At 51.5% G+C, this 12799-nt stretch carries 18 protein-coding genes and 1 pseudogene; 15 read left to right on the top strand and 4 right to left on the bottom strand.

The features are described 5' to 3' along the window. Positions 1 to 78: 78 nt before the first annotated feature. Positions 79 to 294, top strand: coding sequence for a hypothetical protein (locus BUA65_RS09105; protein ID WP_072869083.1), 216 nt, complete (start codon positions 79 to 81; stop codon positions 292 to 294). A gap of 65 nt (positions 295 to 359) precedes the next feature. Beyond that, a complete protein-coding gene (locus BUA65_RS09100) occupies positions 360 to 653 on the top strand; it encodes a hypothetical protein (protein ID WP_072869081.1) in 294 nt (97 codons plus the stop codon). A 435-nt stretch (positions 654 to 1088) separates the two neighbouring features. Here the strand turns inward: BUA65_RS09100 and BUA65_RS09090 are convergent, their stop codons facing one another. Then, positions 1089 to 1355 (bottom strand): hypothetical protein, encoded by a 267-nt coding sequence (locus tag BUA65_RS09090; RefSeq protein WP_072869077.1) that lies wholly within the window; start codon positions 1353 to 1355, stop codon positions 1089 to 1091. 191 nt (positions 1356 to 1546) lie between these two features. On the opposite strand from BUA65_RS09090, the gene BUA65_RS09085 reads away from it, so the two are divergent. Beyond that, positions 1547 to 1732 carry an aspartyl-phosphate phosphatase Spo0E family protein gene (locus BUA65_RS09085; protein ID WP_242656284.1) on the top strand — a complete coding sequence of 62 codons (186 nt, stop codon included), beginning with the start codon at positions 1547 to 1549 and terminating at the stop codon, positions 1730 to 1732. Positions 1733 to 1810: 78 nt separating this feature from the next. On the opposite strand, the gene BUA65_RS09080 is transcribed toward BUA65_RS09085, so the two are convergent. After that, the gene (locus tag BUA65_RS09080) at positions 1811 to 2437 is read right to left on the bottom strand and encodes a DUF1614 domain-containing protein (RefSeq protein ID WP_242656288.1); all 627 of its coding nucleotides are present in this window, start codon (positions 2435 to 2437) and stop codon (positions 1811 to 1813) included. Between the two features lie 35 nt (positions 2438 to 2472). On the opposite strand from BUA65_RS09080, the gene BUA65_RS18245 reads away from it, so the two are divergent. The 7 genes from BUA65_RS18245 (at position 2473) to BUA65_RS19205 (ending at position 8622) form a co-directional block, all read left to right on the top strand. Next, positions 2473 to 2625, top strand: coding sequence for a hypothetical protein (locus tag BUA65_RS18245; protein ID WP_165613224.1), 153 nt, complete (start codon positions 2473 to 2475; stop codon positions 2623 to 2625). 87 nt (positions 2626 to 2712) lie between these two features. Next, a complete protein-coding gene (locus tag BUA65_RS09075) occupies positions 2713 to 3831 on the top strand; it encodes a stalk domain-containing protein (RefSeq protein ID WP_072869072.1) in 1119 nt (372 codons plus the stop codon). Between the two features lie 325 nt (positions 3832 to 4156). Further along, entirely contained in the window at positions 4157 to 5620 is a 1464-nt protein-coding gene (locus tag BUA65_RS09070; protein WP_072869070.1) for a hypothetical protein, read from the top strand. 175 nt (positions 5621 to 5795) lie between these two features. Then, positions 5796 to 6626, top strand: coding sequence for an SPL family radical SAM protein (locus tag BUA65_RS09065; protein WP_072869069.1), 831 nt, complete (start codon positions 5796 to 5798; stop codon positions 6624 to 6626). Positions 6627 to 6680: 54 nt separating this feature from the next. Beyond that, positions 6681 to 7076, top strand: a complete 396-nt coding sequence (locus tag BUA65_RS09060) for a DUF1284 domain-containing protein (RefSeq protein WP_072869067.1) — start codon at positions 6681 to 6683, stop codon at positions 7074 to 7076. A gap of 81 nt (positions 7077 to 7157) precedes the next feature. Next, on the top strand, positions 7158 to 8099 hold the full coding sequence (locus tag BUA65_RS09055) for a hypothetical protein (protein WP_072869065.1): 942 nt from the start codon (positions 7158 to 7160) through the stop codon (positions 8097 to 8099). Positions 8100 to 8481: 382 nt separating this feature from the next. Beyond that, positions 8482 to 8622: a nuclease-related domain-containing protein gene (locus BUA65_RS19205; protein WP_084062218.1), complete on the top strand. Its 141-nt coding sequence runs from the start codon at positions 8482 to 8484 to the stop codon at positions 8620 to 8622. 352 nt (positions 8623 to 8974) lie between these two features. Here BUA65_RS19205 and BUA65_RS19200 read toward each other — a convergent pair whose 3' ends face one another. After that, entirely contained in the window at positions 8975 to 9157 is a 183-nt protein-coding gene (locus BUA65_RS19200; RefSeq protein ID WP_072869063.1) for a DUF72 domain-containing protein, read from the bottom strand. Positions 9158 to 9312: 155 nt separating this feature from the next. Here BUA65_RS19200 and BUA65_RS09040 point away from each other — a divergent pair, with 155 nt between their 5' ends. The 5 genes and pseudogenes from BUA65_RS09040 (at position 9313) to BUA65_RS09025 (ending at position 12460) form a co-directional block, all read left to right on the top strand. Next, positions 9313 to 10068: a nuclease-related domain-containing protein gene (locus tag BUA65_RS09040; protein WP_072869062.1), complete on the top strand. Its 756-nt coding sequence runs from the start codon at positions 9313 to 9315 to the stop codon at positions 10066 to 10068. Between the two features lie 93 nt (positions 10069 to 10161). Next, a complete protein-coding gene (locus BUA65_RS09035) occupies positions 10162 to 10362 on the top strand; it encodes a DUF3006 domain-containing protein (protein ID WP_072869060.1) in 201 nt (66 codons plus the stop codon). Positions 10363 to 10377: 15 nt separating this feature from the next. After that, a pseudogene (locus BUA65_RS09030) lies at positions 10378 to 11322 on the top strand (ComEC/Rec2 family competence protein); the annotation flags it as partial. Continuing rightward, positions 11320 to 11562, top strand: coding sequence for an Ada metal-binding domain-containing protein (locus BUA65_RS19335; RefSeq protein WP_439328938.1), 243 nt, complete (start codon positions 11320 to 11322; stop codon positions 11560 to 11562). The pseudogene BUA65_RS09030 and the gene BUA65_RS19335, both read left to right, overlap by 3 nt. A gap of 52 nt (positions 11563 to 11614) precedes the next feature. Beyond that, positions 11615 to 12460 carry a restriction endonuclease gene (locus BUA65_RS09025; protein ID WP_072869057.1) on the top strand — a complete coding sequence of 282 codons (846 nt, stop codon included), beginning with the start codon at positions 11615 to 11617 and terminating at the stop codon, positions 12458 to 12460. Between the two features lie 47 nt (positions 12461 to 12507). Here BUA65_RS09025 and BUA65_RS09020 read toward each other — a convergent pair. After that, positions 12508 to 12799: transposase domain-containing protein (locus tag BUA65_RS09020; RefSeq protein WP_131821483.1), on the bottom strand; the 292-nt coding region annotated here is incomplete at its 5' end.

The raw sequence follows: 12799 nt of genomic DNA, 5'->3' as shown, positions 1-12799 counted from the left end.
GGTGTGGAAACCGGAAAAAGCAGTGCTCCCCTTCTGTCTGTTTCGGGAGCTATGATAATCCAAAAATAGTGGATAAAGATGTTCTTAGAAATGCGGCAGTTGCATTCAGGCAGGCGGGCGGTGGAAGTCTATACGGCGCTTTTGGAACACCGGCCTTACCGGGACAGGAGCTTTACGAAGGCTGAGGTTCTGGCGGAGCTGGAGAGGCAGGGGTTTCCGGGAGAGGTGGTCCATGTGCTGGCGGGGGTTGGGGAAGTGGTGGCAGGGAAGATAGCGAGAAGTAGGAAACACTAGTGTTATGTACTAGTATCATTGACGTGATAATATACTAGTATAAAACACTAGTGTAGGGTGATTGCATGCGGAATAAGAAAGTGATGCTTTACCTGGAGGAATCCGAATACCGGCGGTTGAAGGAATTGGCCGCCCGGGAGGATAAAAGCATGAGTTCCTTCGTGGCCAGTTTAATTTGGAATTATGATGCACCGGCCAGGAAGGTTGCAGAGTGCATGGAGTACAGGTGTGACCGTTGTGCCAAAACGGTCTGGGCGGACGCCTGGGAAGCTATGCCCCCTGAGAGGTGCCCGTACTGCAGTGGCCGTCTGGTTTCCTGCGGACGGTGGGGTACGGTGGTCCTGGGGCCGGTACGGTAGGCGGTACAATAATGGGGGTGGTTGCCGTAAAACGTCACGACAGGGCTCACATTGTTTTTCACCGCCGCAGGTACCTAGCGCGGCGACTGAAGTTGGCGCGTCAAATCTTCGGGATGTCCCTGCATGACTTCGCGGAATGGACCGAAAAGTACACCGGGCAACTGAGCAAATGGAACCTGGTGATTGCCGTTCGGCGGGAGCGGCTGGGCAACATCCAGGAGAGGGGACATCCGGAACCAAGGCTATTCCTCGGTAAAGGCGTACCGGGAGGCGTTCGAGCGGAATATACGGCTTTTGGGACCCGGGCGCCGAGTGTGGGTGGTGGAGTTCGAGCTGGCGAGGCAATTTTGACCATTTTGCAATTTCGTCAAGGTTACTTTAGATTTTGACCACCATTTTTGTAAAGTACAGTTAGCATTTTGCTTTAAAGGCAGGTTATATCGCCAGTCCCCGCCGCCGCAGTACCGCCTTGATGGAACGCAGTGAGAAGACGGCTTCTGGCTTTATGGCATCGCTTCCGTGCCAGAGATTGCAGTGGTGCCGGCCGTCCTCCATAGAGTAGATAACCAACTCCCAGAAGCCCTGACAATATTTCTGCCACGTCTGATGGCCATCGGGGGGTCTGTCGTAGACTTTCTCCCACCCGTTTTCCGTGAGAAATTTTTCTACTTTTTCAGGTACAAAGGACTGTTGTTTTTGCATGATGATCCCTCGCTTCTTTCTTCTACCATAATTAATTGGTCGTGAAGCTGGAAAATTTCATGCCTTCTGTAGTTTTTAATAAGAAAAACCCTGTCGATCCGACACCGTTCGACAGGGTTTTTCTTGACGCGTTTTCCTGAAAGTGGTTCAATTGGATCTGGTGCCAAAATGGTGAAAGGGAGAGATTTTTGTTGGAACTCGGAAGGGTAATTCTGCAATTGGAGAAGGCAAGGAGAAAAATGCTGGCCACAAATCCCGGCGACAGGGAGAAACTCCTGGCGGCGAGCCGGAAGGTGGATGAGCTGGTGCTGGAATATTATCGGACAAAGCTGTCCGGAAATAGGGGAGTAAAATACCATACCAGTCCAAATTCGTGAAACCGGAGCGCACGGGCCAAAAGTGGCCGAAAAGAGCGCTCCTTATTTGCGTTTAAAACAAAGAAAGAACTTAAATTGCTAAGCCAGCAAGGCAGCCACTACTCCTACCAGGAAGATGCCGTCAAACACCCCTGCTCCTCCTATGCTCAGGACATGTGCACCCAGTTCCCTGAACTTGTGCAGGTTCAACAGGTCGGCTCCGATGAGAGTACCCCAAACGCCGGCAATGTAAGCTACCGGAGCGGCATCCTTGCCGGCTAAAAGAATGGCTGCTGCCGCGGCCACCAGCGGAGGGATAAAGGCGGGCAGGGAAATGCCCACCCCCGGTACAGGGCGGGCCAAAGCCCTGGCTACTATCGTCACGATGATCGCAGCCGTCAATGCAGGCCAGAGGGGCGTGCGTTCCAGGAGGTACAGGCTGAAGAGAACAGGAATCACAGCACCCCCTACGTTGACGGCGATTATCTGCTCACGTACTCTTGGCGGGTAGTAAAAGAGAAAAGGGAAGAATAACCGTTCTTCCTCAACCACAAATCTCCGGCGGGATACAGGAATGTTAATAATCCCGCCTATGATAGACAAGCTGAAGAGCAGAACGGCTCCAGTTGGGGACAGGCCCAGCTTGGCAAAAGAAAAGGTTGCCACCTGGAAAAAAAGAACAAAAATCAAAAAAGGAAACAACAGAATAAGGAATACAAGCCACATTAACGGCACCGTAAACACCTGCTTTCTTTGAAGTTATGCAATTAGTTTTTGCCGTTGAGATGCCCAAATCCTTCCCCAACGATAGAAATAAGCTACTGGCGGCCAGCCGGAAGGTGGATGAGCTGATTGTGGATTATTACCGGGCGAAGCTCGGTCCCAAAACGGCGGGGACGGCATCAGGAAGATAACTTTTTCCATTTCAGGGCAGGAACCCGCGCCGGAAAGTAGAAAAGAATCAGGAAAAATACCTGTGGTGCGGGGGTGTTTGTTATAAGATGCGCAAAACAGCCGCTTTGTTGACCTTCCTGCTGGTAATCCTGGCTTTCGCTTTCCCCGTTCTGGCCGCACCGGATCATAAAGCCGTTTTCGTTGTCGGCCAGAAGGGGTACACTGCGGACGGCCAGGCGAAGCAGATGGACGCCGCCGCATTCGCCGAACAGGGCAGGACCTACGTCCCAGTGCGCTACCTTGCCCTGGCCCTGGGGGTACCGGAAGATAAAATCACCTGGAGTCCTTCCGCAGGCACGGTCACCCTGATCAGGGATAAGGTTACCGTGGTCCTGGCCGTGGGCGGCAAGGTGATGTACGTCAACGATGAACCCAAACAGATGGACGTTGCCCCGGTAGTACGCAACGGGCGCACTTACCTGCCCGCCAGATTTGTGGCTGAAGCGTTCGGCTACGAGGTGGGCTGGAATCCCGGGAGCCAGGCTGTTTTAGTAGGACCGAAGGGAAACCTGCCGGAACCACCCCGGGCGCAAAATAGTGTCCGCGTGGTCCCGGCTGTCGTGACGTCCGTTTCCGACGGCGACACCGTGCATGTGCAGCTTGCCGGGAAAGACGAAAAGGTGCGGTTCACCGGCGTCAACTGCCCGGAGATAGCTCATCCGGAGTTGAGGATAGAGGAACAGCCTTTCGGAAAAGAAGCGGCGGCTTACACCCGGGAGAGGCTTTCCGGGAAAACTGTTTACCTGGAGTTTGACGTCCAGGAGCGGGATAAGTACGGCCGCCTTTTGGCCTACGTCTGGCTGGAGCGGCCTTCTTCTGGTTCCGAAGAGGAAGTGCGGGCCAAGATGTTCAACGCCCGGCTCCTGTTGGACGGATACGCCCAGGTGATGACGGTCCCGCCCAATGTCAAGTACGCGGATATGTTCGTCAAATTTCAGCGGGAGGCGCGGGAAAAGGGCAAGGGGTTATGGGGTGCAGCTCCCGTGGCTCCGACCGGTAAGGCTGGTAGCGGGACGAGATACATAGGTAACTCGAACTCCAAGAAGTTCCACCGCCCGGACTGTCAATGGGCGCAGAAGATAGCTCCACAGAACCGGGTGGAGTTCCGGAGCAGGGAAGAGGCGGTTAAGGCAGGGTACGTGCCGTGTAAAGTTTGCAGGCCGTAATTAAAGTGGTGGAAGCCTTGAAGAGTTTTCAAAATGGCTGGTATTGCTGGCCGTGGCAGTTTTACTTGTCGTAACAAACCCTGCTGAATCCGAATATAGATTGGCTCTCCGCTTGAAATCTTCAAAGAAGTGGCTTTAGTCAGTGTTGTTGGTATTCTTCTATATATTGATAAAATAAATTACGAGCATGCCGTAACCAGAAATTTTCTTCTTTTTTCTGTGTATTTTAAGCTAGATGTTTGAAAGAGCAGCGATTGAACGGCGGAGAGTTCGTGACTGAAGAACATTGTAATGGTATGATGCAAATTAGGGAAAGAGGGAAAGAATGGTGGTTGGTATAATTCTCGCCGTCCCTGCTGCAGTGGTGGGATTTGCCTTATTGCGACGCTACCGATGGGAGAAGCTCCATGAAGAACTCAACCAGAAGGTTATTACAGAGGACAAGCTCGGCGAGTTGACTGGAAGTCCGTGGTACCGGATAATAGAGCCAGCCGCAGTGGCTGGTGCCACGGCCTATGATGTCGTCCACGCCCTGGCCATGATGGATGACCGTGTACTGGAGGCTATGGATTTCTCCAGCAAGCTGGATCTGAGTACGTTTAACCGGCTCAGCGCGTACGTCCATGACCAGTTCTACACCGGCGGCGAGGCCTCCATCACTGGGGCTGTGGAGAGACTTCAGGGGTACGCGGCCGAGCAGATAGTGGCGGCGCACCTTGCTGCCCAGGGGCATGTGGTGGAGTTTCCCGACACACCCAACCAGGAAGGCTGGGACCTGCTGGTGGACGGCCACCCCCTGCAGGTTAAATGCGTCATGGACCCAGCCATTATCAAAGAGCACCTTGAGAGGTACCCGGATATTCCGGTCATCGTCAATGCTGAAATGGGACAGCACTTTGCCGACAACAGCCACGTAATAGTGGATAAAGACCTTATTCACTCCCAGGTCGCGGAGCATGTACATAATACAATCCATGGTGTTCACGCAATTGACTCGATACCTTTCCACGTGCCGGTCATCACTCTGGCCCTGGCAGCGGTGAGAGAAGGTGTCTTGCTGGCAGACGGCCGCGTTAATCTGTCTGAGGCCGCAAGGAATGTCGGAAGGGACGTAGCAATGGTAGGCGGCGGTGGTTTTATCGGCAGCAAAGTGGGTTTGGCCGTTGGCGGTATGGTGCTGGGGCCGGTCGGAGCGGCTATTGGGAGTATTCTCGGGGCAGTAGCCGGCGCTGTGGCCGGCAGGAAACTGGCCAACAGTGCTCGGCTGCAGCCCCTGGAGGAGGCCAAGGATAAGCTGAACAGGGCGTTATATGAAGTGGTGCGGTTGGTGCCGGAGGCCATAGAGCACAAGGTCGCGGCACTGGAGGGCAAGATCGGGTCAGTCAAACGCCGCTTGAAGATCAACTTCCTGAGCTGGCTCTGGCCGTCACGCCGGTGTCTTCTGTTCCGGGAGATAAAGGGCAGGATAGAGAATAGGATAGAAGGGCTGCGCGAGAAGGCTGCCTGGGCAGCCGTCGTCGATAAGGCATACTATGACCGCTCGCAGTGGGAACACGGTCTGTATAAGCCGGGCCTGGAGGTCTGCCGGTGGGTAATGGAAGAAGAGAGGTTTAATCACCCGGGACTTATATCGGCCCTGCAGAAAGTGGATACCTGTGCGAAGCGTTTGAAGGAGGAGGCCAACAGGCTTGGCCTGGATGGACCTCCACTGGGGGAACGCATCAAGAGAGGGGCCATCAGGCTGTTGGGCAATGTGATTGGCTGGTTTGATAGATTAAAGAGGGGATAGGCCAGTCATCCATGAATAGTGCCACCGTAGAGAACAAGTCTTGCCCGTCCGCTTGTAAGGACAAACAATCGCTAAATTTTGGGTCACGATTATTGGGAATGCGGCCTGGAAGAAGAGAAAAGGGAGGAATACTGCCCACACTTTCGGAGACTAAAAGGAACGGAGCCACGTCGAAATGTCCAAAGCGGCGATAAACCCAACCTACTGCAAAACGGCCCTCAGCAGGACCGGCATTCCGGGCTACCGTTACTGCCTGAACCCTTATGTCGGCTGCTCCCACGGGTGCCGTTACTGCTATGCGGACACGGTGCTTCGTTTTTCCGGCCATTCCGGGAAATGGGGCGAATTCGTGGCCGCCAAAGTCAACTTCCCGGAGGTTTTGAGGCGAGAATTAAATCGGAAAAGAAGCCTTACGGGCAGGATTATCTTTGGAACCGTTACAGACGCCTACCAGCCCGCGGAGGCCGAATTCGGCCTTACCAGGAGTTCCCTGGAGGTCTTTGCAGAGGAGTGGCCAAACGCGGAGATTGACCTGCTCACGAAATCCGACCTTGTGGTGCGGGACGTGGATATACTCAAGAAGTTGAAGGATTGTTCCATCGGTTTTACGGTGACCACCTCTGATGACAAAATAGCCTCCGTGTTAGAACCCGGGGCCGCCCCGCCGTCGGCACGCCTTCGGGCCGCGAAAAGGCTTGCTGGCGAAGGTTTACACGTATGGGCCTTTATTGCGCCTGTTCTTCCGGGAGTGAGCGACGCTCCCGGGGTGCTGGAGGAGCTTATATCTGGCTTGAAAGGAGCCGGGGTTAAGGAAGTCTACCTCGATTCGTTGAACCCTTACCCCGCTTCCGTATATCGTCTAAAGGTCACCTGCCGGGACAGGCTTCCCTGGGCGCTGAAGCACCTGGAACAGTACCTTTGTGATCCCCGCGGGTACTTAAAAACACTATCGGAAGAATTGGCTGCTCTTTCGCAGAAATACGGCTACGACTTAAGGGTTGATTAAAACCGTAGGTGTGTAGCCCAAAAAATTATAGGCCAAGAAGGTGGGGCGGTTTGTATGATCAGGTTGAGGGGTCACCACTTGATTTGCCTGCACTTCTACCGGGGTGAGGGATACAGCCGGGAATTTGTCGAAAACCTGGAAGACGTAGTGCGCAGGGCTACGCAGGGCGAAGAAATAGTGGTAGTTGAAGGCGCGGACGACATCTGCCGGGCATGTCCGACGCTCCAGGGAGAAAAGTGCGTCGCCAAGCCCGGGGTGGACGCAGAAATCAGAGAAATGGATGCGGAAGCGGCCGCGTACCTCGGTGTCGAAGTTGGGTCAAAGGTGCTTTGGCATGAAATCAAGGCCAAAGTGATGGCGATGTCCAAAGAGTGGTTGGTGGCTTTTTGCGAGGGGTGCGACTGGGGAGAAGTCTGCGCCGAGAAAAAGAAAGCGCTCGGGCTGAGTTGAAACGTTTTTCTTTCATTTGCTGTAAACAGGGGGTGATACTATAGCAGTATTTAACAATATTTCATAGAGGAGGGATAAATAATGAATACTGATGATGATAGACAAATATTAGAAAGTAATTCGCACGAAGAATCAAAAACTATAGATGAGCTCACAAAAGAAGAGAGTTTCAGATATAATGGTAAAGGACAAAATAGAAAAGCTGTTCTGATTATTTTCAGCTTATTAATTTGCACTTTAGTTGCCTGGCAAGGAATAAGTAGTGTAATGTTCACTCAGAAAGTTAAAGTGCTTTGGTCCGAATCCAACAAAATACAGGATAAACTTGATAAATTGAATAATATTCACAATATTACTTTAGTGCAGGCAGTTAAACAAATAAAAGACATTAAGAAAGAGAATGAAGAATTAATTGATAATTACCAGGTTCTGAGTTATCGATACAGATTCACTCTTTCCTTATTAAAAAATAATTCTCTCTTAGACAAATTAGAAACAAGAAATAAAGAGTTAGATGCTTTATTACGTGATTGTGAACGATTAATGTCATTAGTTCAAAGAAGCGAACAAATAGACAAGGATATGGCTGCATTTTCAGGTTCAATGATTTGGAGATCGGTTTTTAATAAAATGGATACAATTCTTGCAGAGAACACAAAAATAAAATCTGAATTAGTGGAGTTAGTAGTTCCTGAACAATTAGAATTCTACCATAAAACCTTCATTGAAGCCTTAAATGAGAAGGAATTATATTTGATTGCTCTTAATGATTTTTTGTATTCTGCTTTTAATGCCAATATAAAAGCAGAAATGGCCATTTCTACCTATGAGAATGCATATTTTTATTGGGAAATTGATCAAGCAGTATCATACGCCAACGAGGCTGAAGAATTTCGTAATCAAGCCGATCATCAATTAGCTGAGGCCGTAGTTCATTGGAAACGTTACATGGAACTAAAAGAAAAAATTAAGGAAACAGAGACTAATGTTGAGGAAGTAAATGCAGGCGCTGACGTTATATAAAAAATACTCGGGGAATGTTGGTCGAGGTCAAGATGAAGACGGTTGTCCACCGGGCTGATCCTCTAAATCTGGACAATTAGTCTACAATTAGTCGTATCTGCTGTCAGTTTCATAGAAAATATTGATTATGTGGTGGCCTTGACGGTTACCCCGCGTGTGGTTGATTAAAACCACCGGCGGGGCGGCTCCGGGGAACGTGTATGTAGGTGCGCATGCCTCGTCGGGTCATTCATTTTAACACATGCGGGGTCCCCGGCCTTCAAGGCTTTCCTGCGGCTCCTTTCCGTCAGGTTTTCCCGCCTAGATTAAACCACCGTCAGGAAAAAGCGTCAAGAAAAATCTTGTCGAACGGCATCGACAAGACCAAACTTTCCCCTGCCTCATGGGTAACATAGACCACATCATGGTAGGCCCAACGGGAGTTTTCGTCATCGAGACCAAGAGCCACTTCGGCGAGATAACCTTCTCCCCAGACGGAAACCTGCTGCTGGACGGAAAGCCCCTGGAAAAGGATTTTCCTTAGTGTAAAGTTACTGTAGGAAATTGAAGAAGGGAAAAGACGGTAGGAAATAGAAAGGAGAGTGCACCGCCTGGCAAGGGCGAGTAACCGAAGGATCGGAAACTCAGAGGTGCACCTCTCATGAAGATAATTCAGCACGTATATAACAGTTTCCTGCAGGTAGCCACTTTAATTTTTGAGAAACTTGAGAAGGGGATTGATTATCCAAGGTTTCAGCTTGAGCTGCGAGACGTGCTCAATGAATTGTGCCGTAATATACGCAAGTCGGTTTGATCAGGCCATTCAGGTTGGGTTCGTCCACACATGTGTACCCTAGTCCTAAAGAACGCATGAAATCCCAGGTGGGCTTACCCGTTCAGGTATAATATCTTAGTTCCACTGCGACCGGAACGATGAACTTGAGCGTGTTCAGCCTCGCCAGGTAGCACCTGTTCTCCTGCGTATTATGTAAAGAGTAAGGGAATTGGAGCAGGACTGCTCCCAGTTTACCTGCACTGAGTAGGGGCTCCAGGGCATACACGAAACGCCGCGTATTCATCCACGCCTTCATTGAGCAAGGGAAAATGATTTTTTTGACGCATCCAGAGAAAAACCCTGGCCCTGTCGACATTGTTCGACAGGGTTTTCTTGACGCTCTTTCCTGACAGTGGTTTAATTTGAGCGGGAAAACCTGACGGAAAGGAGCAGATTGCGGTGCCCGTCCAGTTCGGCAAGGCCGGAGCAGGGGCCAGAGAGATGGCGAGAAAGAGGACAATACGCATCTACGGGGTCCTCTTTGTTTTTCTGGCAGTAAGCGGTATTTTCAATTTGCTTGCTAACAGACTATTGCATATGAATTCTTACTTGTTAAATTTAATTGGCTGGCTTGCCCTCGGAGGCAGCTTAGGATTACTTATAGTGGTCTGCAGAGCTCTACTCGATCCCAAGAAAGAAATCGACAAAACCATCGACCAAGCCATCATGGGGGCCAGAGCCGAGGAGAAAGTTTCGGAAATTCTCGGGGGGTTACCGAAGGGGTACGCCGTCTTCAACGATTTCCCCTGCCCCATGGGCAACATAGACCATATCGTGGTAGGCCCAAAGGGGGTTTTCGTCATCGAGACCAAGGGCCATTCCGGCGAGATAACCCTTTCCCCAGACGGAAACCTGCTGCGGGACGGAAAGCCCCTGGAAAAGGATTTCCTGAAGCAGGTACTGGGGCAGAGTTTCTGGCTCAAGGAGAAGCTGGCAGGCCCGGATGGGAGGGCGCCGTTTGTCAACCCGGTCGTGGTATTTACCCGCGCTTTTGTAAAGGTCTACCAACCGGTTAAGAGTGTCCGGATTGTAAACAAGAAATGGCTCATCAACTGCATTACGGAGAATAAAGGCAGGCTTGAAAAGGAGGAACTGGACAGGATTTTCTACCGCTTGCTCAGTATGAAGTCTGAGATGGCCGCGGCGGAGAAATAACCGTACCCGCATCTTTCCTGTTAGAGGCAGGATTTTGGTCCTCCGGAAAAGAAAAAGTATCCAGGAAAAGAACACTCAAAGGAGACAGGGAGAATGCTGATCATTGACCGGTTTGAAGAAGATTGGGCCGTTATCGAATTCGGCCAGAAGACCTTCAATATTCCTAAAGCCCTGATCCCACCCGGAGCCCGGGAAGGGGACGTTATCAATATACATATAACCCTGGACAGAGAAGCCACTGATACCAGGGCTGGAGCCATCAAGCGGTTGGCGGACGAACTTTTTGAGGATTAGGTGGTGTCCGGGATGATGAAGCGAAGTGCTATTGTCGCTTTGATTCTGGCGTTTCTCCTGGCCGTCCTCGCAGGCTGCGGCAGTTCCGGTACAAATACATCAGATCAACCTGCTGCAAACGCAGGAACGGTAGCCTCAACTGCCCCGTCGGTACCTCCAACTGACAACCGGGAAAGCAGGCCGCCGGCTGCCAGTCCTCAATCTTCCGGGGACGGGTTGCTGAAAGTTCACTTCCTTGACGTAGGCCAGGCCGATTCAATCCTGGTCCAGTTCCCAAATGGACAGAACATGCTGGTGGACGCCGGGAACAACGACGACGGCCCGGCTGTGGTCAGCTATCTGAAAAGCAAAGGTGTTTCCCGGATCGATTACCTGGTGGCAACCCACCCCCACGAAGACCACATCGGCGGCATGGACAACGTAATCCGGGCATTTAACATCGGCCGGGTATACATGCCCCGGGTGACCACCACCACGAAGACCTTCGAGGACGTCCTGCTGGCGGTAAAAGAGAAAGGCTTGAAAATCTCCACTGCCAGGGCTGGCGTCACGGTGCTCGACCAGGGCAGCCTGAAAGTTAACTTTGTCGCCCCGTGCGGCTCTAATTACGAGGACCTGAACAACTGGTCCGCCGTGACAAGGATACAGTACGGCAGCACGTCGTTCCTTCTGGCCGGGGACGCCGAAGCCCAGTCGGAAGAAGAAATGCTGGCCTCCGGGGCGAACCTGAAGGCAGATGTGCTCAAGGTGGGGCACCACGGCAGCAGTAGTTCCACAAGTCCTGCTTTCCTGAAAGCGGTGGCCCCGAAATATGCGATTATTTCTGTTGGTGCGGGGAATGACTACGGCCACCCGCATAAGGAAACGCTCGCTAAACTGGCGAATGCCGGGATTCGGGTTTACCGGACCGATCGGGACGGTACCGTGGTTTTTACGTCCGACGGGAAGAACATCTCCGTGGAGAAGCTGGGCAGTACCATCAGACCAAGGGCACCTGACGCCGGCGGTGTGGCACCGGCGGCAACGGTAACGCCAACAGGGAGCAAAAGTGGGTACATAGGCAACAAGAACAGCAAGAAGTTTCACCGCCCGGACTGCCGGTGGGCGGCTGAAATAGCCCCACATAACAGGGTGGAGTTCGGGACGCGTGAAGAAGCAATAGCGGCAGGGTATGTGCCGTGTAAGGTATGCAGGCCGTGAGGGAGGAAAAAGACTTGAGCGTAAAACTTTGAGCGGAGAGGAGAAGACCAAGATGGCAATTCCTGATTTTCAATCCCTCATGTTGCCGCTTCTTAAAATTGCCAGTGATGGACAAGAGCATGGTATTAGTGAGTGCCATGATGCTTTGATCGAGCAGTTCGGGTTAAGTGAAGAAGAGGTGAGAGAACTGCTCCCGAGCGGGAGGCAGACCCGGTTTCGCAACAGAATTGGTTGGGCATTAACGCATCTGAAAAAAGCAGGGCTTTTGGAAGGCATTGGCCGAGGCAAATTTCGCATTACCCAGCGGGGCCTTGAGACTCTGAAAGAAAATCCTTCACACGTGGATGTAAAGTATCTAGAAAGATTTCCTGAGTTTCGTGAGTTCCGTGGTTCAGAGGAAAACAATGGAAGTGGAAAAGAGCCGCCAATTGAGGAACCCTTGCCACCAGAGGAGCGGCTTGAGCTGGTATATAGGGAATTGACTCGCGAATTGGCCCAAGAGCTCCTTGAGCGCGTAAAGGGTTGCTCTCCGGAGTTCTTTGAAAGGTTGGTTTTGGAACTGCTGGTCAGGATGGGGTATGGTGGCTCTGTGCGAGACGCGGCACAAAGAATTGGCAGAACGGGTGACGGAGGTATAGACGGAGTAATCAAGGAAGATATATTGGGTTTAGATGTCCTTTGTATACAGGCAAAGAGATGGCAGGGTTCCGTTGGAGTAAGTGTTGTTCGTGAATTTGCAGGTAGTTTGCTTGAGCGAAAAGCAAGAAAAGGTGTTTTGATTACGACTTCTTCTTTTACGGTTGACGCAAGAGAGTACGCGAAGGGGATTGGGAACATTGTGCTGATCGATGGGGAAAAACTTGCGGAGTTAATGATCGAATACGGCGTGGGAGTGTAAGCGTAAAATAAACCCCACCTTGCAATCAGGTGGGGACAAAATCCAGCTTATTTACTGGCCCTGCAGGCAGGGGGTAACGAATCGGACCAGGGGAGTAACTGATCCAGGGCGTTACCGTCTGTGGGGTCCAGATTGGGAAGTCTTTCAAAAAGATAGCTGAGGTATTGGAAAGGATTCAACCCATTCTCCTTTGCCGTTTCTATGATGCTGTAAGTAATAGCGCTGGCCCGTGCACCCCGCGGAGTATTGGCAAACAACCAGTTCTTGCGGCCAATGACAAAGGGTTTGATCGACCGCTCACTCCGGTTGTTATCCAGTTCCAGGCGCCCATCCTGCAAA

It is taken from the genome of Desulfofundulus thermosubterraneus DSM 16057, assembly GCF_900142025.1.
Taxonomy (GTDB): Bacteria; Bacillota; Desulfotomaculia; order Desulfotomaculales; family Desulfovirgulaceae; genus Desulfofundulus; species Desulfofundulus thermosubterraneus.
Note: the sequence above shows the minus strand (reverse complement) of the source record. Positions and strands in the feature narration are given on the sequence as shown.